This window comes from Acinetobacter indicus, assembly GCF_009914475.1.
Lineage (GTDB): Bacteria > Pseudomonadota > Gammaproteobacteria > Pseudomonadales > Moraxellaceae > Acinetobacter > Acinetobacter indicus.
On sequence record NZ_CP045198.1, the window covers coordinates 585,694 to 606,708 of the forward strand.

The window sequence follows — 21,015 nt, forward strand, 5'->3', positions numbered from 1 at the left end:
TTAAGCCTCCGCCTTTAAAGTCATTTGTTCAATACGTTTTTCAGGATGCACATTTAACACAATACGGTTGACATAAATCCCCGGCAGATGGATTTCATCTGGATCGAGCGCGCCAATCTCTACAATTTCTTCGACTTCGGCAATGGTGATTTTGCCCGCCATGGCACAGACCGGATTAAAGTTCTGTGCAGTTTTACGGAAAATCAGGTTGCCGGCCTTGTCGGCTTTATAGGCTTTGACCAGGGCAACATCGGCGGTTAAGGATTCTTCTAAGATATAATCCTGACCTTTAAACTGGCGCACTTCTTTACCTTCCGCGATGACGGTACCGACACCGGTGGCGGTAAAGAAGGCTGGAATACCCGCACCCCCGGCACGTAATTTTTCTGCCAGTGTGCCTTGCGGGGTCAGTTCAACTTCCAGTTCACCGCTCAGAAACTGACGTTCAAATTCTTTGTTTTCACCGACATAGGATGAAATCATTTTTTTAATCTGTTTGGTTTCAAGCAGCAGCCCCAGACCAAAACCATCAACACCGGCATTGTTGGAAATACAGGTCAGCTGTTTGGCACCGGTGTCTTTTAACGCGGCAATTAATGCTTCGGGAATCCCGCACAGGCCAAAACCACCCACGGCCAGGGTTTGACCATCCTGAACCACGCCATTTAAGGCGGCTTGTGCGCTGTCATAGACTTTATTTGCCATGTGTCACCTCTATTTTTATCCTTTTTTCAGCAGATTGCTGCTGTTACATCCTTGAGTGGCTTGAGGGCATTGCTCAAGCCGGGTTTTATTCGGTTATTAAGCGCAGGCTTTTTGCCAGTAGGCATTGGCATAATTGGATGGATTATTGCGCTGTAAAACATTGCTGATGTTACGGCTGGCCTGCATCAAGGCCTCCAGCTGAATGCCGGTTTCATAGCCCATGTTGGACAGCAGGTAATACAGATCTTCGGTTGAGACATTGCCGGATGCGCCTTTGGCATAAGGACAGCCGCCTAAACCGGCAATTGACGAGTCAAAAACGCGAATACCTTGCAGCAGTGACTGGTAAATATTGGCGATGGCCATGCCATAGGTATTATGGAAATGACCGGCCAGCACCGTCGTATCCAGTTCGGCCAGACAGGCGTCCCAGACTTTTTTCACCCGGTCGGGTGTGGCGGTGCCAATGGTTTCACCCAAAGACACTTCATAGCAGCCCATATCCAGCAGGCGCTGCGAAACTTTTGCCACCTGCTGCGGATCAATTGCGCCTTCATACGGACAATCGACCATACAGGACACATAACCACGCACACGAATGTTGTGCGCTTTGGCTTCACGCATTACATCGCTGAATTTTTCAAAGCTTTCATCAATCGAACAATTGATGTTTTTGCGGGTAAAACTTTCAGACGCGGCGGTAAAGACCGCCACTTCTTTGCAACCCACTGCCAGCGCAGATTCAAAACCTTTCAGGTTTGGCGTGAGCAGGCTGAACTGAATATTTGGATCTTTGGGCAAGCCGGCAAACAGCACATCGCTGTCTGCCATTTGCGGTACCCATTTGGCCGATACACAGGAACCAACTTCAATGGCCTGTAAACCGGTTTGCATTAAATCCAGAATCAGCTGTCTGCGGTCATCCAGGGTTAAGGGTGTTTTTTCATTTTGCAGGCCATCGCGTGGCCCGACTTCAACAATTTTGACAAATTCGCTCATGCGACTTCCTCCGCCAGCGGCTGGAATTCCACCAGCTCATCGCCAGCTTTGACCTGATCACCGGCCTGGAAGTAAGAGCTGGCCACGATGCCATCATGCGGTGCACGAATCGAGTATTCGATTTTCATGGCTTCGAGGGTCATCAGGACATCGTCTTTTTTGACTTTGTCATTGGCCGCGACCAGTACCTGTGTGATGACACCCGGCATTGGCGCAGTCAGGTTGTTTTCAGCACCTTGTTCATCATCCTGGTTAAATACCGGTTTCAGATAGGTAAATTTATAGCTCTGGCCATTCTGGAACAGGGTAATGCCATGTTCAGTCTGGCTAAAGGCCAGTTTTTGCTGTTTGCCGGCCAGCTTGAATTGCAGGGTATGCGCATCCAGTAACTGACCCTCAAGCTCAAAAGTCTGACCCTCATACTGTGCGACAAAGCCATGTTCTTGTGCTGCAAACTGGATATTTAAGGTTTTGTCATTACATTGTAATTTGATTGTCTGCCCCGATTGCAGGTTTAAACGCCAGAAAGCATTGGTCTGCCAGACCGGATTGCTGGCGCTCGGGTTCTGGGCCAAACGTGACAGCAATTCGATGAAGGCCGCGCTGATCACTAGCGTACTGTTCAGCTCTGTGGCCGGTTTTAGCAGGAATTCTTCTTCGCGCTGAATCAGGCCAGTATCCAAATTGGCATTCTTGAAAGAATCGCACAGTACCAGACGATCCAGGAAGGCAATGTTGTTGCCCAGACCATCGACATGGAACTGACCTAAAGCATGGTGCATTTGCGTTAATGCTGCTTCACGGTTTTTGCCCCAGACAATCAGTTTGGCAATCATCGGGTCGTAGTAGGTGCTAATTTCATCGCCTTCAACAATACCGCTGTCGACACGTACCGCTTCATTTTGTGCTGGATAATGCAGATAGCTGATTTGACCAATCGCCGGAATAAAGCCTTTTTCAGGTTCTTCGGCATAAACACGTGCTTCTAAAGCATGGCCGTGAATCTGCAATTCGTGCTGCTGTTTTGGTAAAGGCTCACCAAAGGCGACGCGTAATTGCCACTCGACCAGATCCTGACCGGTAATCATTTCAGTCACCGGGTGCTCAACCTGCAGACGGGTGTTCATTTCCATGAAGTAGGCAGTACCATCTTGCTCGACAATAAACTCGACCGTACCGGCACCAACATAATTTACTGCACGTGCAGCGTCAATTGCGGCCTGGCGCATGGCTTCCAGTTTATCTTCCGGCATTTTCGGTGCTGGTGCTTCTTCCAGTACTTTCTGGTGACGACGTTGCACAGAGCAATCGCGTTCAAACAGATGCACATAATTGCCATGGGTATCGCCAAACACTTGCACTTCAATATGACGTGGCTGCACGACATAGCGTTCAATCAATACATCTTCATTGCCGAAACTAGAACGTGCTTCGCTTTTACAGGAAGCGAGTGAACTCAGAAAGTCTTCGCTGCGCTCGACCAGACGCATGCCTTTACCACCACCGCCGGCACTGGCTTTGATCAGTACCGGATAGCCGATACTATCGGCTTGTTGTTTCAGGAAATCGGCATCCTGATTGGTACCATGATAGCCTGGGGTTAACGGTACACCGGCTTGTTCCATTAAGGCTTTAGAGGTCGCTTTAAGACCCATTGCTAAGATCGCATCCACTGGCGGACCTATAAAGACAATGTTGTTGTCCTGACAGGCCAGTGCAAACTGGTCATTTTCAGACAGGAAGCCATAACCTGGATGAATAGCCTGAGCACCTGTAGTTTTTGCTGCCTGAATAATACGTTCAATCTGTAAATAACTTTGTGCAGCAGGCGATTCACCAATATGGATGGCTTCATCTGCCAGTTTGACATGCTGTGCCTGTGCATCGGCATCGGAATATACGGCAACAGTAGCGATGCCTAACTTTTTCGCTGTACGAATTACACGACAGGCAATTTCACCACGGTTGGCAATTAAAATCTTTTCAAACATCCTACGATCCTTCTTGTTGTTATGCCGTGGTCTTGATCCAGGCCGGGCTTTTTTTGTTTAAAAATGCATTCAGTCCATTTTTCGCCTCATCTCCCTGGCGAACATGGGCAATATGCTGTGCGGTTTTAAGCAGCAGATCTTCAGTCAGGACCTGTTGATCGACGAGTTGAATCAGTTGTTTTGAGGCGTTCTGTGCTTCTGGTCCACCGAGTAAGAGCGCTTCAACAATCTCATCAATTTTACTGTCGAGATGTTCTGGTGCAGTCACTTCATGTGCCAGACCAATAGCGTGTGCCTGTTCTGCAGAAATTCGTTCAGCAGTTAAAAAGTAACGTGATGCCTGACGCGCACCAATGGCACGAATGACATAAGGGCTGATGGTGGATGGCGCCAGGCCTAAACGTACCTCAGAGGTGGCAAATTTGGCATCGGTGCTGGCCACACAAATATCACAGGCCGAGGCCAGACCCATACCACCACCAAAGGCAATGCCATGTACGCGAGCGATAGTCGGCTGTTTCAAGGTGGCCAGACTTTGCAGCATTTTGGCCAGTTTCAGGGCATCGGCTTCATTGTCGGCTTGTGAGGCCTGACCGGCCTGTTTCATCCAGTTCAGGTCGGCACCGGCAGAGAAGCTCTTGCCACGACCGGCCAGAATCACCACACGTACATCAGCGCGGGTATTCAGTTGCTGAAAGCAGGCGTGTAATTCTTCAATGACCTGCGTATTAAAGGCATTGTGCAGTTCGGCACGGTTAATCCACACCGTGGCCACCTGATCTTGCTGTTCGAGTTGTAAAAATTGATAATCCATTTTTGTCACCTCTTACATGCGGAACACGCCGAATTTGGTTGGCTGGATTGGGGCATTTAATGCCGCCGCCAGACTGAGCGCCAATACTTCACGTGATTGTGCTGGATCAATAACACCATCATCCCATAAACGCGCAGAAGCATAATATGGATGACCCTGACGTTCGTACTGGTCACGAATAGGCTGTTTAAACTGATCTTCTTCTTCCGCTGACCAGCTGCCGCCTTTGCTTTCAATCTGGTCGCGTTTCAGGGTCGAGAGTACACTCGAAGCCTGCTCGCCGCCCATCACCGAAATACGCGAGTTTGGCCAGGTCCACATAAAGCGTGGTGAATAGGCACGGCCACACATACCGTAGTTGCCGGCACCAAAAGAACCGCCAATCACCAGGGTCAGTTTCGGTACATTGGCTGTCGCCACCGCCATCACCAGTTTGGCACCATTTTTGGCAATACCTTCATTTTCATACTGACGGCCAACCATAAAGCCGGTGATGTTCTGAATGAAGAGCAGGGGAATATTGCGCTGGGTGCACAGTTCAATAAAGTGTGCGCCTTTTTGTGCCGACTGGGAAAACAGAATCCCGTTATTGGCAATAATACCAACCGGCATACCGTACAGTTTGGCAAAGCCGGTGACCAGCGTGGTCCCAAAACGTGCCTTGAACTCGTCAAAACGTGAACCATCGACAATACGGGCAATCACTTCACGCACATCAAACGGTTTACGCGCATCGGTCGGGACAATGCCGTACAGCTCGGACGCATCGAATAATGGTGCTTCGACATTTTCCGGTTGTGGATTTGGTTTTTTATTTAAATTGGCGACGATGTTGCGGGCAATCGCCAAAGCATGTTCGTCATTTTCTGCCAGATGATCGGCCACACCTGAAAGGCGAGTGTGCACATCGCCACCGCCCAGATCTTCACTGCTGACCACTTCACCGGTGGCAGCTTTCACCAGTGGCGGGCCCCCCAGGAAGATGGTACCCTGATTCCGCACAATAATGGTTTCATCCGACATGGCAGGGACATAAGCACCGCCGGCTGTACAGCTGCCCATCACCACGGCGATCTGGGCAATGCCCATGCTCGACATACGCGCCTGATTGTAGAAAATACGGCCGAAGTGATCACGGTCCGGGAACACTTCATCTTGCAGCGGTAAATAGGCACCGCCAGAATCGACCAGATAGATACAGGTCAGATGGTTCTGCTCGGCAATTTCCTGAGCGCGTAAATGCTTTTTCACAGTCAGCGGATAATACGTTCCGCCTTTGACTGTCGCATCATTGGCAATGATCATACAGGTCACGCCATTGACCTGACCGACACCGGCCACCACACCGGCAGCAGGCACATCATCCTGATACACCTGATAGGCAGCCAGCTGACCAATTTCAATAAAAGCCGTACCCGGATCAATCAGGTGGTCAATCCGTTCACGTGGTAATAATTTACCGCGATCCAGATGTTTCTGACGTGCAGTTTCACCGCCGCCGAGGGCAATTTTCTGGACTTTCTGTTTCAGGTCATCGACCAGGGTTTGCATCGCTGCGTGGTTGTTTTTGAACTCTTCGCTGCGAATATTGATTTTGCTCTGTAATTGATTCATGCCAACATCCTTGTCTATTCTTGTGATTTACTTTTTAGGCAGTTTCGTTAAACAGTTCGCGGCCAATCAGCATACGGCGAATTTCCGAGGTGCCTGCACCAATTTCATAGAGTTTGGCATCACGCCATAAACGTCCAGCAGAAAATTCATTGATATAACCGTTCCCACCTAGCGTCTGAATGGTTTCACCGGCCATCCAGGTGGCTTTTTCGGCTGCATATAAAATTGCGCTGGCAGCATCTTTACGCAGGCTGCGGCTATGCTCGGCTTTGTCACATTCTGCACCTACGGCATAGACCAGTGCTTTACAGGCCAGCCAGGTCGAATACATATCAGCAATTTTGCCTTGCATCAGCTGGAATTCGCCCAGTGCCTGACCAAACTGTTTACGCTCGTGGATATACGGAATCACGGTGTCTAGGCAGGCATCCATAATGCCCAGTGGGCCTGCGCTTAATACAGCACGTTCATAGTCCAGACCACTCATCAGCACTTTTACACCATTGCCGACACCGCCGAGGACGTTTTCTTTCGGTACGCGCACGTTGTCAAAGAACAGTGGATAGGTATTCGAGCCGCGCATGCCCAGTTTGTCCAGGTGCGTACCGTGGCTAAAGCCCGGCATGGTTTTTTCAATCAGGAAAGCGGTCATGCCTTTGGCGCCGGCTTGGGTATCAGTTTTGGCATAGACCACCAGCACATCTGCATCGCCACCGTTGGTGATCCACATTTTTGAACCGTTTAGCAGATAATGATCGCCCTGATCTTCAGCTTTGAGTTTCATGCTCACCACATCGGAGCCGGCATTCGGTTCTGACATGGCCAATGCGCCGACATATTCACCTGAAATCAGTTTCGGTAAATAGCGCTGTTTCTGTTCTTCGTTACCATTACGCTTAATTTGGTTCACACATAGGTTAGAATGTGCCCCGTAGGAAAGGCCAATGGATGCTGAGGCACGTGAAATTTCCTGCATGGCAATAATATGTGCCAGATAACCGAGGTTGGTGCCACCATATTCCTCACTTACAGTCAGACCGAGTAAACCCATGTCCCCAAAATTTTTCCAAAGATGAGCAGGGAATTCGTTGTCACGGTCGACCTGTTGAGCAATGGGTGCGATCTCTTTTGCACAAAATGCAGCAACTGAATCACGAAGGGCGATCAGTGTTTCATCCAAACCGAAATCCAAGCTTTGTAAATTCATTTCTTCATCCATCCTGCGGTTATATTTGTTGTTTCCAAAAAAGCATTTTTGTTGTGCTTGGTTTTTAACATACATCGAAAATTTAAAAAAGTGAACTAAAATTCACAAAATGATTTACAATTCATTTTATCTGGTTGAGAATAAGATATGAGTTATAAAAGATCATCATTGATGCAGGAACGAATGGAACAGAATCGCCTGTCGATTTTGCAGTCCGCTCGTGAACTAATTGCTCAAGGGGGCTTTAAAGAGGCGTCGATTCAGGCCATTGCGGAACGTGCCGGTGTATCTACCGGTCTGGTCTATCGATATTTCGAAAACAAAAGCCAGATTTTAATTGAAGTGTTGTCGAATGCGATTCAGCATGAGGTTGAAATTTTGAACCACATTGCCGGCTCGGATTTATCGCCAAAACAGAAATTGCAAAAATCTGTTACAACTTTTGTGAAGCGTGCCATGAACAGTCCCCAACTGGCGTATGCGCTCATGTTTGAACCGGTCGATCCGGAAATGGAACATGAACGTTTTCGCAGTAAACAGCTGATCAAGCAGAGCATTAAGGAAATTTTGGCTGAAGGAAAAGTCAATGGTGAGTTTGAGTTTGAAGATTTGAACACCGCCGCACTGGGCGTGGTTGGCTCTATGACTTTTGTGGTGATTGAACCTTTAAACCCATCTCGCAATGTGATGTTTGATCAAAACTATAAGGATTACTTTGTCAAACAGATTGCCGATTTTTGTATGAATGCAGTACGTCGACAGGAGGGAAGTGAGTAAAAAACGATAAAAACGGCAGGGAAGACAGACAGGTAGTCGTGGTTCAAAAACAATTAGTAGAGTTGAAAATCAGAATTACAAAGAATCAAGGAGAACGATTCAATGACACAAGTACGGTTAAGCTACGCCTACGGAACGAGCAGCCAGCCTTTACTGGGCACAACGATTGGTGAAAAATTTGATCAGGCTTGCGCGCAATACGCCGAACAGGATGCGGTGGTCAGCCTGCATCAGAATGTGCGTTTGAGCTACCGGCAGTTGCAAGAGCAGGTGAATGCCTTTGCCTGCAGTTTGCTGAAACTGGGCTTTCAAAAAGGTGACCGTCTTGCAATCTGGTCGCCGAACTGCGTGGAATGGACCATTACCCAGTTTGCGGCCTTTAAAGCCGGCATTATTCTGGTGAACCTGAACCCGGCCTATAAAAGCAATGAGCTGGAATATGTACTGAATAAAGTGTCGTGTAAGGGACTGGTGATTGCCTCGCAGTTCAAGACCACCAATTATCAGGAGATTCTGACCAAAATTGCCCCGGAGCTGAACCAGGCAGCAAGCAAAGTGCTGAAAGCCGAGCGCCTGCCGCATCTGAAACATATTATTAAAATTGATGATCAGGAACATGCCGGATTACACCGCTTTCAGGATTTACTGACCCCGCCAAGCAAAAAAATGCTGCAAAAACTGCAGCAGATTTCTAGTGAATTGCAGTTTGATGAAACTATTAATATTCAGTTTACATCGGGCACCACCGGGAATCCGAAAGGCACCATGCTGACCCATAACAACATTTTAAATAATGGCTATTTTGTCGGTGAAGCAATTCATCTCAGCCCGGCAGATCGGGTCTGTATTTCAGTGCCGTTATTCCACTGTTTCGGGATGGTGATGGGGAACTTGGCCTGTATCACTCATGGTTCCACCATGGTTTATCCATCAGCCGTATTTAACCCGCTGGATACTTTAAAAGCCATTCAGCAGGAAAAATGTACCGCCGCTTATGGCGTACCGACCATGTTCATTGCCATTTTAGAGCATGAACAGTTTGATGAGTTTGACCTGTCAAGCTTGCGCACCGGTATTATGGCCGGCAGTCCATGTCCGCAGGAAATCATGCAGCGCGTGATTGACCGCATGCATATGTCGGAAATTACCATCTGCTATGGCATGACTGAAACAGCACCGGTAAGTGCGCAAAGTTCAACGGAAGATTCGGTGGAACGTCGCGTCAGTACCGTAGGCCGAGTCCATCCACATCTGGAAGTCAAAATTGTCGATGAAGAGGGCAAGGTGGTACCACGTGGACAGCTCGGTGAACTCTGTGTTCGCGGTTATTCGGTAATGCTCGGCTATTGGGAAGATCAGGAAAAAACCGCAGAAGTGATTGATGCTGCACGCTGGATGCATACCGGTGATATCGCTGAAATGGACGATGAAGGCTTTGTCAAAATTAAAGGCCGGATTAAAGATGTGGTGATTCGTGGCGGTGAAAACCTGTTCCCGAAAGAAATTGAAGATTTCCTCTATACCCATCCGGCGGTTTGCGATGTACAGGTGATTGGCGTACCTGACCATAAATATGGCGAAGAACTCTGCGCCTGCATTATCTTGCATGAAAACGACCCTTGCACAGAAGAAACCATTCGCCAGTACTGCGCCGAGTATATTTCACACAATAAAGTGCCACGTTATGTGCGTTTCTTTAGCGAGTTTCCAATGACGGCATCGGGTAAGGCGCAGAAGTTTAAGCTGCGTGAATTTATGCGTGAAGAGTTAAACCTAAAAGAAATTGCTTGATTCATGCAGGCATCTAATCACATGACAGGGCGACAGGGATATCGCCGGTCATGTGATTGAATCTCGGGAAAAATCAAATCAGAGCAAAATTGCTTTGCTTTCCGCGAGCTGTCATGACTTTCCAACAAGAATGATCTTCGCAAGTCTATTCAAGAGTCAGAGGTAGAGTGAGTTAAAGATGGCCAAAAACTTTCACAGTGAAGTCATTGTCGCCGGCTATGATGATCACATCCGTAAACTGATTCCCGGCTATGAACTGGTACATCAACAGATTGATGCCATTCTAACAGCAGAATTACCGGAAACTGCGCATATTCTGGTGGTCGGGTGCGGGACAGGCTATGAGCTGACCTATTTATTGGCGCATCATCCACAGTGGCAGATTACCGCCATTGATCCCTCCCGTGCCATGCTGGAACAGGCACAAAATACGATCCGCTCAATTGCAGGTGCCGAGCGGGTGCAGTTTATTCAGGCCGATACCCAGAGTTTAGAGTCCCCTCAGCCTTTTGATGCGGCACTGGCCATTCTGGTGGCGCATTTTATTCCCATGCCGGCCAAAGCCGATTTTTTTCAGGACATCTGCCAGCGCTTAAAACCGGGTGGTGTGTTCCTCAGTTATGACCTGATGCAGCCTGAAACATTGGCTGAACAGCAAGTGCTGCAGCATGTAGCGGTGCAACAGGGCTTAACAGTGAGGCAGAGTGAAAAGATGATTGCACATCTGGATGATGATTTTGAACTGGTTTCGGCTGAACAGACCAAAGACGTATTAACAAAAGTCGGATTTAAAAGTTGCAGGGTTTATTGTCAAATCATGAATTATTATGGTTTTTTTGCACGAAAATAAACGAAACAGAGGCTACACAGGCAGGTAGCACACAGACCAAAGAGCAAGGAAGTAGGGAAAATAATGTCGGCATATTACAGTTTTATCAGACGTGAACAGCATGCAGATGGCAGCAGCACAGCTTATTATGAATCGAATATTCATGCTCAGGGCGCGTGGAATCCGCATGAGCAGCATATGGCACCTGCCACCGGTATTCTCTGTGCAGAGCTGGAACAGTTCCAGCCACGTGCAGAAATGCGCATTGGCCGGGTCGGGCTGGATATTTTTGGTTTGATTGCCTTTGGTGAATTTTCAATTACTACCCGCATGATTCGCCCGGGCAAAACCATTGAACTGATTGAAGCGGAAATGTGTGCCAATGGCAAAACCTGTATTGTGGCGCGTGCCTGGAAAATGCTGACTTCCGACACTCGTGCCATTGCCGGTCTGGAAGATTTACCGGCAGAAAGTCCGGACTATTTACCCGAGTGGGATGGCATGCGCTGCTGGCCAGGCGGCTATATTCAAAGTATTCAGACCCGTGCCCATCTGGACCATCGTCCGGGCAAAGGCATTGTCTGGCTCAGTAATCAGCTTGAAATGATTGACGGCCAGCCGACATCGGATTTTACCCGCCTGATGGGCATGGTAGATACTGCCAATGGCGTGGTGCCACGTCAGGACCCGAATGCCGGTTGGGGCTTTCCAAATTTGGATCTGCAAATTCATCTGCACCGCTTGCCGCAAGGCCAGTGGCTGGGACTGGAAGTGGTACAACAATATGGTGAAGATGGTATTGGTCTGACCAGCGGCATTCTGCATGATGTTCATGGGCCATTTGGACGCAGTGAACAGATTCTGACCTTAAGAAAGTTCTAAAACTGGCTCAAATCTATCAGGACGAATTGATTCGTCCTTTTTTTATTGGCATGCTGTGGGCAGTTCAAAATATAGATGAAACAGATGCGAATCGGGATTATTGGCGCGGGGCGGGTAGCACATCATCTGGCACGGGCATTGAGTGCACGGCACCAGATAGTACAGATTTATAGCCGCAGTTTGGATAAGGCAGCGCAGCTGGCACAGCAGGTACAGGCCAGTGCAATTCATAGCCCTGAACAGTTTGATGCAACATTAGACTTGGTGATCATTGCGGTGAGTGATCAATCCATTGCCGCGGTAATTGAGCAGGTGCATCCTCATCTGCCTGAAGTGCTGATGGTCCATACCTCCGGCAGTACTGCAATGCAGCTGTTGCAGCAGGTACATGCACGTGCCGGAGTATTTTATCCGCTGCAAACCTTTAGTCTGGAACGTGAGATTGACTGGAGTCAGACCCCTGTATTTATTGAAGCGGCAGATGAAGACGATCAGGCTGTATTATTGCAGCTGGCCAATGAACTCAGTCAGTGGGTTTATGCCTATAGCTCCGAGCAGCGTCTGAGCCTGCATCTGGCCGCGGTGTTTGCCTGTAATTTCAGTAATTATTGTTATGACATGGCCCGGCAAATTGTTGATGTCCAGCAGGTCGATTTTAGTCTGCTGTATCCGTTAATGCTGGAAACGGCGCAGAAGGCCACCCAGGCCGATCCTAAAACCATGCAGACCGGCCCGGCCATGCGTGGTGATCAGAATATTTTACAGATGCATCAGCAGTTATTGGCCGATGCACAGCGACCTGATTTACAGGCGGTCTATCAACTATTCAGCCAGCAGATTTTAGAACGTCATCAGTCATAAACCATTGTTGTTATCTTCGGTTTTATACTGGTTAATCGAGTCGTTGATCTGATCTTTTAAATCACTTTTGACTGGTAGATCATCTATTTTGTCTAATCTCAAGATAGGGACGTATAAAAAAAGCGCTGAGATTTCAGCGCTTTTTCAACTTTGCGATTAAGAAATTTTCTTAAAGATAAAGTCGTTAATCTTGTGACCGGCTTCAATACCGCGGCGTTCAAATTTGGTTTGCGGGCGCCATTCCGGACGTGGATAGCTGTTGCCTTTGCCTGCCAGGTTTTCTAAACGAGAACGGTTGTCCAGCACGTCCAGCATCCATTCTGCATACGGTTCCCAGTCAGTTGCTGCATGGAAAGTACCGCCCATTTCCAGTTTTTGTTCAATCAGTTCCATACGCTCATCCACCACAAAGCGGCGTTTGAAGTGGCGTTTCTTTTGCCATGGGTCCGGGAAGTACAGTTGCACGGTGTTAATGCTGTTGTCTGGCATTTCACGCAGCACCTGAATTGCATCGGCATCCAGTACGCGCAGGTTGCTTAAACCGGCTGTGCCTGCTTCATATACGCACTGGGCAATACCCGGCACATGCACTTCAATACCCACAAAGTTACGCTCCGGATTGGCCTGCGCCATTAAGACCAGTGAACGGCCCATTCCAAAACCGATTTCTACCGTTAAAGGACGTTCTGGATGTTCAAAATGCTGACGTAAATCGCCAACCGGATATTCCAAAATTAGGTGACCATATTGTTCAAGCGCAGTACGTTGAGAGGTGTTGAGTGGTGAGGAACGACGCATAAACGTCACAATTTCACGGTGCTCGTTTAAGTTGTCCAGCTCGACGACTTGCTGGTCTAATTGATCATTCGACATAACTTTGGCAATCGTAAAAAATTCAAATGCGGTATTTTAAGTCCTGAGCAGTTGAAGTCAAATTTTTTCATGCATTGCGCTATTTTTTTCACGGCAGCTGTCATGAAAATGCAGAAATAGTTTCATCAAATGTTCATACATCTGTCATGTCTAAAAAATAGCCTGAATAAGCTTTAACAACTGATAAAAAAACAATGAAATTACATACTTTATGCTGGGCCATGGCACTCATGGGTTGTGGATTTTCTGCACATGCAGAGTTGATGTTCAGTCAATATGTCGATGGTACGTCGAACCGTAAGGGACTGGAGATTTATAACCCTGATGCGACAGCGGCCGATTTATCTCAGTATCAAATCAAGATTTTTTCCAATGGCTCAACCACAGCCGGACTGACGGTATCTTTAGAGGGAGTGTTGCCGGCCAAAGCTGAATATCTGGTCGGGCGAAGTGAATTGGAGCTGGTGCTGGGCGATCTGGTCAAAAAAATCGCAAGTCTGAATTTTAATGGTAATGATGCGGTTGTGCTGTATAAGCATAATACACCGGTCGATCGTTTTGGTGTGCTTGGACAGACTACGAGTTGGGCAGAGGGCACCAGTTTAAGCCGCAATAAAACCACGCATAGTGTTAGCTCAGTTGACCCAACAGCACCTTTTGATGTGAACAGTGAATGGACGGCTTGGTCTGACCGGAATGCTTTTAGCCAGTATTTGCGACCAGAAGGAGAGCAGACGCCGCCTGTGACGGAAACGATTAGCTGTAGCAGTAGTGATACCGCCATTGCCGATTTGCACAGTGCCAGCAAGAACCAGATCTATACCGTGCGTGGGGTGATGACCGCAGATTATCGTTATAGCAATGGTTTTTCCGGTTTTTATCTGCAAACGCCAGATAGCAAAGCCAAGCCAAACCTGAATAATGCGATTTTTGTTTATATTCCGGCCAGCAGCCAGATTAAAGGCGGGCAGGTTGGAGAAGAGGTGATTTTACGTGGCCTCCTCACTAGCTATCAAAACCAGCTGCAGCTGGACCAGCTGACTCAGGAGATTCAAACCTGTAATCCGCAAGCGGCAAGCTGGGTGGCACCAAAAACAGTAAATTTACCCTTTGAAAGCCTGACGGATATTCAGCAACATGCACCGCAGCGTTATCAGGGTGCACTGGTTAAACTGCCGCAAACTCTGACCGTCAGTGAAAACTATAATTATGGCCGTTATGGCGAGCTGGCCCTAAGCCTTGGGCGCTTATATATGCCGACCAATCTGTATCCTGCCAAATCCGACGAAGCACTCAGCCTGGCCAAGCAAAACCTGCTATCCAAAATTATTCTGGATGATGGCTATAACAACCAGAACCGGACGCCGTGGTTGCCGCTGAACTTTAATGCGCAAAATACCTTAAGAGCCGGCTATGAGCTGCAAAATGTAGAAGGGATTTTGGAATATCGTTTTAACCAGTGGCGTATTCAGCCTGTTCAGGGCAGAACCTTGCCGAATATCGTGGCAGACAAAAATGAGCGCAGCAGCGTCAGTGCCAAAAATACTGCCCAGATTCGTGCTGCGGCCTTTAATGTCCTGAACTATGACAATGGCGCTGCACAAGGCTTCCCGACCGAGCGCGGTGCAAAAACCAAAGCAGAGTTCGACAAGCAGCATCAGAAAATTTTCAGTGCCTTAAAAGCCATTGATGCCGATGTCTATGGCCTGAATGAAATTGCCAACAATGGTTATGGCCCAGACAGCGCTATTGCCTATTTAACCCAAAGTCTGGGGCCAGACTGGAAGTATGTGACACCGCCAAATGCAGATCGCTTGGGCACCGATACCATTGCCGTAGCCATGATTTATAACAGCAAACGCCTGACGCCGGTGAATGCCGCTGCCGTGTTTGATGATGGTACGCAATTGAACCGTGTCACCATGGCGCAAAGTTTTAAACCTGTGGCGGGTGGCGAAAGCTTTACCGTGGTGCCACAGCATCTGAAATCCAAAGGTAGCTGTCCTGACACGGGTGTAGATGCAGATCAGGGTGATGGTCAAGGCTGCTGGAATAGCACCCGTGTGACCGTAGTACAGAAATTAATGCAATGGCTGGCGACCAATCCAACCAAAGTAACGCAGCCCAATGTCCTGATTCTGGGCGACTTAAACAGTTATGCCAAAGAAGATCCGATTTTGGCGCTGGAAAAGGCCAACTATAAAAATCTGTTTAATGATGAAAAAATCGGACAGGGCAAACAGGCTTATAGTTATGTGTTTGGTGTAGCCAGTAATACCCAGGGCTATGGCGGCGCCGGTAATTTAGACCATGCCATTGCCGATGCGCAATTGTATCCACGGGTTAAACGTGCTTTTGCATGGGCCATTAATGCCGATGAACCGACGGCGCTGGCCTATAACGAAGACTATAAAACTGCCGAGCAGATTCAGGCCTTTTATAGCCCGGATGCTTTCCGTTCATCTGACCACGACCCGATTATTATTGATCTGGATTTGGCAGATGCACCGGTAGAGCCAAAGCCATCGGAAGACTCCAAAGCGGATACCCATGGGGGGAGTACCGGTCTATGGTCATTATTGGGATTATTTGGTCTGAGTGCTGCGGCTTGGTTACGTCGCCGTAAATAAGGCGGGTATTGATCTGCCATAAAAAACGCCTGATTATCAGGCGTTTTTTTATGTGGTTTTACTCAAGCTTAATTCGGACTTAATTTATCAATCAGGGTGTCACTGGCTTCATTCAAGCCAATCAGCTCGACCTGAATCCCGCGAGCTTCAAATTTTTGCACCACAGTATTCAGCATATTCACTGAGGTTAAATCCCAAATATGCGCATGAGTCAGATCAATCTTTACCTGTTGCAGATTTTCCTTAAAGTCAAAGAACTGGAAAAACTTGTCCGAGCTGCTAAAGAAAATCTGTCCGGTAATCTGATAACGGCGTGTATCCTGTACGCGTTCAGACTGAACTTTGACTTCACTTTCCAGCTTATTCACCAGGAATAAGGCCGACAGCAATACCCCAACGAAAACACCCAAGGCCAGGTTGTGTGTGGCCAGTACAATCGCCACCACGGTCAGCATCACAATATTACTTTGCTTTGGATGCTTGCTAAAGTTACGCACCGAATCCCAGTTAAAGGTGGTAAAAGCGACCATAATCATAATCGCCACCAGCGCCGCCATTGGAATATAAGCCAGCCAGTCTTTAAAGAACACCACCAGACACAGCAGGAAAACGCCGGCGACCAAAGTAGAAAGACGGGTACGCGCACCAGAGCTGACGTTAATAATCGACTGGCCAATCATGGCACAGCCGGCCATCCCGCCCATAAAACCGCTGACAATATTGGCATAGCCCTGACCACGACATTCCTGATGACGGTCACCTTCAGTTTCCGTCACTTCATTCACAATGGTGGTGGTCATCATGGTTTCCAGTAAACCCACTGTCGCAAGGGTGATGGAATAGGGGAAAATAATCGCCAGTGTTTCAAAATTCAGCGGAATTTCAGGAATTAAAAATACCGGTAAGGTGTCTGGAAATTGTCCCAGATCACTCACCGTACGCATATCGGCACCCAAAAACAGCGCCAGCAGACTCAGCACAATAATGCAGATTAAGGGTGAGGGCACCGCCTTGCCAATTTTAGGCAGATAGGGAAACAGATAAACTACCGCCAGCCCCAGGCCGACAAAGACATAGCCCCACAGATCCATTTGCATCAGCTCTGGAAGTTGCGCGACAAAAATTAAAATCGCCAGCGCATTCACAAAACCATAGACCACCGATTGCGACACAAAACGCATCAGCTTGGCCACTTTAAAATAGCCGGCCACCACTTGAATGATTCCGGTCAGTACCGTTGCCGCCAGCAAATATTGCAGCCCGTGCTCTTTGACCAGGGTAATCATCAGCAGCGCCATGGCACCTGTCGCGGCCGAAATCATCGCCGTGCGGCCACCAAAAAAGGCAATGGTCACGGCAATACAGAAGGAGGCATATAGGCCAACTTGTGGATCGACACCGGCAATTGCAGAAAAGGCAATGGATTCAGGAATCAGGGCCAGCCCCACCACCAGACCGGCCAGCACATCGGTCCGGATATTGGAAAACCACTCTTCTTTTTTTAGACTAATCACAATCGGCTTTTCATGAAACTTTAAAGGCGACTATGGTAAAACAAATGAAGTGAAAAAAGCAGCCGCAATCCACTTGAAAAAGCGCCGCGCTTGCTCAATATTGAAAAGGTAAATGTTTTTTACGCATTTACGCTTTTTTGCAATTTACAGGTTCGATCACTTGAAAGTTTGTTAGAAGCCATTTAAAACAGTTAGTAGTTATATAACAAGGATCAGATATGAAGCTTTATTATTCACCGGGTGCATGTTCTTTAGCGGCCCATATTATTTTAAATGAAATTAATGTAGATTTTGATTTAGAACGTGTCGACCTGAAAACCCATAAAACCGAAAAAGGTCATGATTATTACGAAATTAATCCAAAAGGCTATGTTCCGGCGCTTGAGATTAATCCAGGTCTGATTCTGACCGAAAACGTGGCAATTTTACCGTTTCTGGCCCAGCACGATCCAAAACAAGATTTAATTCCGCCATCTGGCATGGGCCGTGCCAAAGTGCTGGAATGGTTAGGTTATCTCAACTCGGAATTGCATGATGCCTACGCGGTATTCTTTGGTGGTCAGTTAACCGATGATGAAAAAAATAAAGCCTATGCTGAAATTGACCGTCTGTTAAGTTATATTGATAAAACCATTGGTGAATCAGACAATGAATATCTGGTCGATGATAACTTTGGCCCGGCCGATGCCTATTTATTCGTACTGACCAACTGGTCGAACCATATTCATCATGATTTAACCCCATATACCCATATTATTGCGCTACGCAATAAAGTGGCCGAGCGTCAATCGGTGCAGATTGCCATGCGTGATGAAGGCTTGATTCCTTGATCCAGGTTTAAAAACCGCAATAAAAAAGGACTCAAGCAGAGTCCTTTTTTCATGTTTAGCTTTTAAATCAAGTGAAACCTGAAGGAGTAACTTATCTCTCAGCACAGATAATGTCCGGATTATTTAAAGAAATAACCGGTTTCTGGCGAGCTGGCATTGGCCATACGTTTACGCGGCATCCGGCCTGCCAGATAGGCTTCACGGCCCGCTTCCACTGCTTTGCGCATTGCCGAAGCCATCAGGACCGGATTTTGCGCTGCTGCAATTGCAGTATTCATTAACACACCATCACAGCCCAGTTCCATGGCAATTGCTGCATCGCTGGCAGTGCCGACACCCGCATCGACCAGTACCGGTACTTTGGCATTTTCTTTAATAATAGAAATGGTATGCGGGTTTAAAATCCCCAGCCCTGAACCAATTAAGCTGCCTAAAGGCATAATTGCCACACAGCCCATGCTTTCCAGTTCTTGTGCCACAATCGGATCATCCGAGGTATAGACCATAATCTCGAAACCATCATCAATAAGCGTGCGCGCTGCCTTTAAGGTTTCGGTGATGTTTGGATACAGGGTTTTTTCATCGCCCAGTACTTCCAGTTTTACCAGATTGTGACCATCGAGCAGTTCGCGCGCCAGCATACAGGTACGCACTGCACTGTTGGCATCAAAACAGCCGGCAGTATTCGGTAAAATGGTATATTTTTCTGGTGGAATCGCAGACAGCAAATTTGGCTGATCGGGATGCTGACCAATATTCACGCGACGAATAGCAACAGTTACAATTTCCGCACCGCTGGCCTGAATGGCCAGATCTGTTTCCTGCAGATCTTTATATTTTCCCGTGCCCACCAGCAAGCGCGAGTTAAAAGTGCGTGAACCGATTTTAAGTAGGGTGTCTTCCATACGTGCTCCGTCTTAGCCGCCGCCAACGGCATGAATAATTTCAATGCGGTCTTGATCATGAATAGGGGTGCTTTCCAGTCGGCTTTTCGGCACAATCATCTCGTTTTGTTCTACCGCAAAACGTTTGCCTTCCAACGCCAGTTGTTGCACCAGTTCTAGTAAATTATGGCACTGTGTCTGTTGTAATTCGCCGTTTAAATAAATGTGCATACCTGCAGTTTCCTAGCTGTTCCGTTCCCGAATTATCGGGCATATTTCATGGCATTCCAGGCCAGTACCAGCCAGCCGGCAATCATTAGCGCACCGCCAATTGGGGTAATGGCCCCCAGACCGCGCGGCAAACCTAGCGCCATCACATACAATGAGCCACAGAAAAACACAATCCCGACCTGAATCAGCAGGAAGCTGGCTTTAATGGGAAATTGAGTCATGACTTTGGCCAGAATCGCCAGTGCCAATAATCCGAGGGCATGATAGAAAAAATAATCAGTCGCTGTTTGCCACCACGCCAGTTGAGCTTCTGTTGCGCGTGCTTTTAAGCCATGTGCCCCAAATGCACCTAACATCACCGCAAGTGCTAAATTAAGGGCAGAAATTGCAATCCACATAGCAAGAATGACCTGAGTAAATTTGCGCTCAACCTTAACATTTTTCCGGGCAACGAGAAAGTGAAAAACTTTCACCCTGAAATGTGGTATTGAATCCAGCTTTTTGATTTTAGGGGGGAAGAAAATGGATTTCTTTAAGATCATCGCCCGGTTTCAGCAAGCACAGACAGCAAAAAAGGGCAGATCGCCCTTTTTTAACTTTAGCACTCTGGAATCATCACTTAGTTAGATGACATTGCCACTTTAATTTTTTCCATGGCATTTTTTTCAAGCTGGCGAATACGCTCCGCAGAAACATTATATTCAGCTGCCAGTTCATGCAGGGTCGATTTATCATCATCTAACCAGCGACGCTGCAAGATATTACGCGAACGGTCATCCAGCTGCTCCATGGCTTCATGCAGGGCAGAGGTACTTTGTGCCTCATAATCTTCATCTTCGACCAGACGGGCCGGATCGTAACGGTTATCTTCTAAATAAAGCGCCGGCGCAACATGGGTAGTGTTTTCACTTTCATCATCATTTTGCGCTTCGAAAGCCGCGTCATAAGCGGTCAGACGGCCTTCCATTTCCAGGACCTGTTCCGGAGTGACATTCAGGTCGTTGGCAATCGATTTGGCTTCTTCCAGCGTCAGTTTTTTGCTGGATTTTTTCAGGCTGCGTAAATTAAAGAACAGTTTACGCTGTGCCTTGGTGGTGGCAATTTTAACAATACGCCAGTTACGGATCACGTATTCGTGAATCTCGGCTTTAATCCAGTGCACGGCAAATGACACCAGACGCACGCCCATATTCGGGTCGAAGCGTTTCACGGCCTTCATTAGACCGAGGTTGCCTTCCTGAATCAGGTCGCCTTGTGGCAAACCATAACCTGCATAACTACGCGCAATATGGACTACAAATCGCAAATGCGACATGACCAGCATTTTTGCTGCATCTAAATCTTGATCGTAATAATAACGTTCAGCTAACTCTTTTTCTTGTTCAGCCGTTAAAATAGGAATTTGATTGACGGTACTAATATAAGCACCGAGATTTACGCCTGGCGCAGATAATGACAGGGGCATCAACTGATTGCGGCTGTCACTCATGAGTTCTCCTTATAGGATCGGTGGGTCGTATTACCTGTAAATTTCATCTTAATACCAATATCCTTGCAAATTAAGGAAAAAAGGTAGAGAAATG

The 21,015-nt window shown here is 47.6% G+C and carries 19 protein-coding genes; 7 read left to right on the forward strand and 12 right to left on the reverse strand.

Annotated elements, in window-relative coordinates; translation table 11 throughout:
* The 6 genes from GA693_RS03265 to GA693_RS03290 all read right to left on the reverse strand — a co-directional run bounded on the left by GA693_RS03265 (nt 1) and on the right by GA693_RS03290 (nt 7,330).
* Nucleotides 1-705, reverse strand: coding sequence for a CoA transferase subunit A (locus GA693_RS03265; protein ID WP_160241444.1), 705 nt, complete (start codon nt 703-705; stop codon nt 1-3).
* Between the two features lie 96 nt (nt 706-801).
* Nucleotides 802-1,704 carry a hydroxymethylglutaryl-CoA lyase gene (locus GA693_RS03270; RefSeq protein ID WP_160241443.1) on the reverse strand — a complete coding sequence of 301 codons (903 nt, stop codon included), beginning with the start codon at nt 1,702-1,704 and terminating at the stop codon, nt 802-804.
* Nucleotides 1,701-3,695 carry an acetyl/propionyl/methylcrotonyl-CoA carboxylase subunit alpha gene (locus tag GA693_RS03275; RefSeq protein ID WP_160241442.1) on the reverse strand — a complete coding sequence of 665 codons (1,995 nt, stop codon included), beginning with the start codon at nt 3,693-3,695 and terminating at the stop codon, nt 1,701-1,703. The genes GA693_RS03270 and GA693_RS03275 overlap by 4 nt, the downstream gene beginning before the upstream one ends.
* A 19-nt stretch (nt 3,696-3,714) precedes the next feature.
* On the reverse strand, nt 3,715-4,509 hold the full coding sequence (locus GA693_RS03280; RefSeq protein WP_160241441.1) for an enoyl-CoA hydratase/isomerase family protein: 795 nt from the start codon (nt 4,507-4,509) through the stop codon (nt 3,715-3,717).
* Nucleotides 4,510-4,521: 12 nt separating this feature from the next.
* Nucleotides 4,522-6,123 (reverse strand): carboxyl transferase domain-containing protein, encoded by a 1,602-nt coding sequence (locus GA693_RS03285; RefSeq protein WP_160241440.1) that lies wholly within the window; start codon nt 6,121-6,123, stop codon nt 4,522-4,524.
* Nucleotides 6,124-6,157: 34 nt separating this feature from the next.
* A complete protein-coding gene (locus GA693_RS03290) occupies nt 6,158-7,330 on the reverse strand; it encodes an isovaleryl-CoA dehydrogenase (protein WP_160241439.1) in 1,173 nt (390 codons plus the stop codon).
* A 147-nt stretch (nt 7,331-7,477) separates the two neighbouring features.
* On the opposite strand from GA693_RS03290, the gene GA693_RS03295 reads away from it, so the two are divergent.
* From GA693_RS03295 to GA693_RS03315, 5 genes are all read left to right on the forward strand, one after another.
* Complete coding sequence (locus GA693_RS03295) at nt 7,478-8,107, forward strand: TetR/AcrR family transcriptional regulator (protein WP_160241438.1); 630 nt, start codon at nt 7,478-7,480, stop codon at nt 8,105-8,107.
* A gap of 102 nt (nt 8,108-8,209) precedes the next feature.
* Entirely contained in the window at nt 8,210-9,898 is a 1,689-nt protein-coding gene (locus tag GA693_RS03300) for an AMP-binding protein (RefSeq protein ID WP_160241437.1), read from the forward strand.
* Between the two features lie 178 nt (nt 9,899-10,076).
* On the forward strand, nt 10,077-10,748 hold the full coding sequence (locus GA693_RS03305; protein WP_104489702.1) for a class I SAM-dependent methyltransferase: 672 nt from the start codon (nt 10,077-10,079) through the stop codon (nt 10,746-10,748).
* A gap of 63 nt (nt 10,749-10,811) precedes the next feature.
* Nucleotides 10,812-11,609 carry a thioesterase family protein gene (locus GA693_RS03310; RefSeq protein WP_005177084.1) on the forward strand — a complete coding sequence of 266 codons (798 nt, stop codon included), beginning with the start codon at nt 10,812-10,814 and terminating at the stop codon, nt 11,607-11,609.
* 84 nt (nt 11,610-11,693) lie between these two features.
* Nucleotides 11,694-12,470 carry a Rossmann-like and DUF2520 domain-containing protein gene (locus GA693_RS03315; protein ID WP_160241807.1) on the forward strand — a complete coding sequence of 259 codons (777 nt, stop codon included), beginning with the start codon at nt 11,694-11,696 and terminating at the stop codon, nt 12,468-12,470.
* A 156-nt stretch (nt 12,471-12,626) separates the two neighbouring features.
* On the opposite strand, the gene trmB is transcribed toward GA693_RS03315, so the two are convergent.
* Nucleotides 12,627-13,343, reverse strand: a complete 717-nt coding sequence (gene trmB / locus GA693_RS03320; RefSeq protein ID WP_005177088.1) for a tRNA (guanosine(46)-N7)-methyltransferase TrmB — start codon at nt 13,341-13,343, stop codon at nt 12,627-12,629.
* A gap of 221 nt (nt 13,344-13,564) precedes the next feature.
* Between trmB and GA693_RS03325 the strand changes: the two genes are divergently transcribed.
* Entirely contained in the window at nt 13,565-15,973 is a 2,409-nt protein-coding gene (locus tag GA693_RS03325; RefSeq protein ID WP_160241806.1) for an ExeM/NucH family extracellular endonuclease, read from the forward strand.
* A 68-nt stretch (nt 15,974-16,041) separates the two neighbouring features.
* On the opposite strand, the gene GA693_RS03330 is transcribed toward GA693_RS03325, so the two are convergent.
* Nucleotides 16,042-17,487: a SulP family inorganic anion transporter gene (locus GA693_RS03330; protein ID WP_005177090.1), complete on the reverse strand. Its 1,446-nt coding sequence runs from the start codon at nt 17,485-17,487 to the stop codon at nt 16,042-16,044.
* Between the two features lie 218 nt (nt 17,488-17,705).
* Between GA693_RS03330 and GA693_RS03335 the strand changes: the two genes are divergently transcribed.
* Nucleotides 17,706-18,317 (forward strand): glutathione binding-like protein, encoded by a 612-nt coding sequence (locus GA693_RS03335; RefSeq protein ID WP_005177091.1) that lies wholly within the window; start codon nt 17,706-17,708, stop codon nt 18,315-18,317.
* Nucleotides 18,318-18,436: 119 nt separating this feature from the next.
* Here GA693_RS03335 and GA693_RS03340 read toward each other — a convergent pair whose 3' ends face one another.
* The 4 genes from GA693_RS03340 to rpoH all read right to left on the reverse strand — a co-directional run bounded on the left by GA693_RS03340 (nt 18,437) and on the right by rpoH (nt 20,921).
* Nucleotides 18,437-19,222 carry a thiazole synthase gene (locus GA693_RS03340; RefSeq protein ID WP_160241436.1) on the reverse strand — a complete coding sequence of 262 codons (786 nt, stop codon included), beginning with the start codon at nt 19,220-19,222 and terminating at the stop codon, nt 18,437-18,439.
* A gap of 12 nt (nt 19,223-19,234) precedes the next feature.
* Nucleotides 19,235-19,432, reverse strand: coding sequence for a sulfur carrier protein ThiS (thiS, locus tag GA693_RS03345; protein WP_005177095.1), 198 nt, complete (start codon nt 19,430-19,432; stop codon nt 19,235-19,237).
* A 32-nt stretch (nt 19,433-19,464) separates the two neighbouring features.
* Entirely contained in the window at nt 19,465-19,830 is a 366-nt protein-coding gene (locus GA693_RS03350) for a DUF423 domain-containing protein (protein WP_005177099.1), read from the reverse strand.
* A gap of 221 nt (nt 19,831-20,051) precedes the next feature.
* The gene (rpoH, locus tag GA693_RS03355) at nt 20,052-20,921 is read right to left on the reverse strand and encodes an RNA polymerase sigma factor RpoH (RefSeq protein ID WP_005177101.1); all 870 of its coding nucleotides are present in this window, start codon (nt 20,919-20,921) and stop codon (nt 20,052-20,054) included.
* Nucleotides 20,922-21,015: the final 94 nt, after the last annotated feature.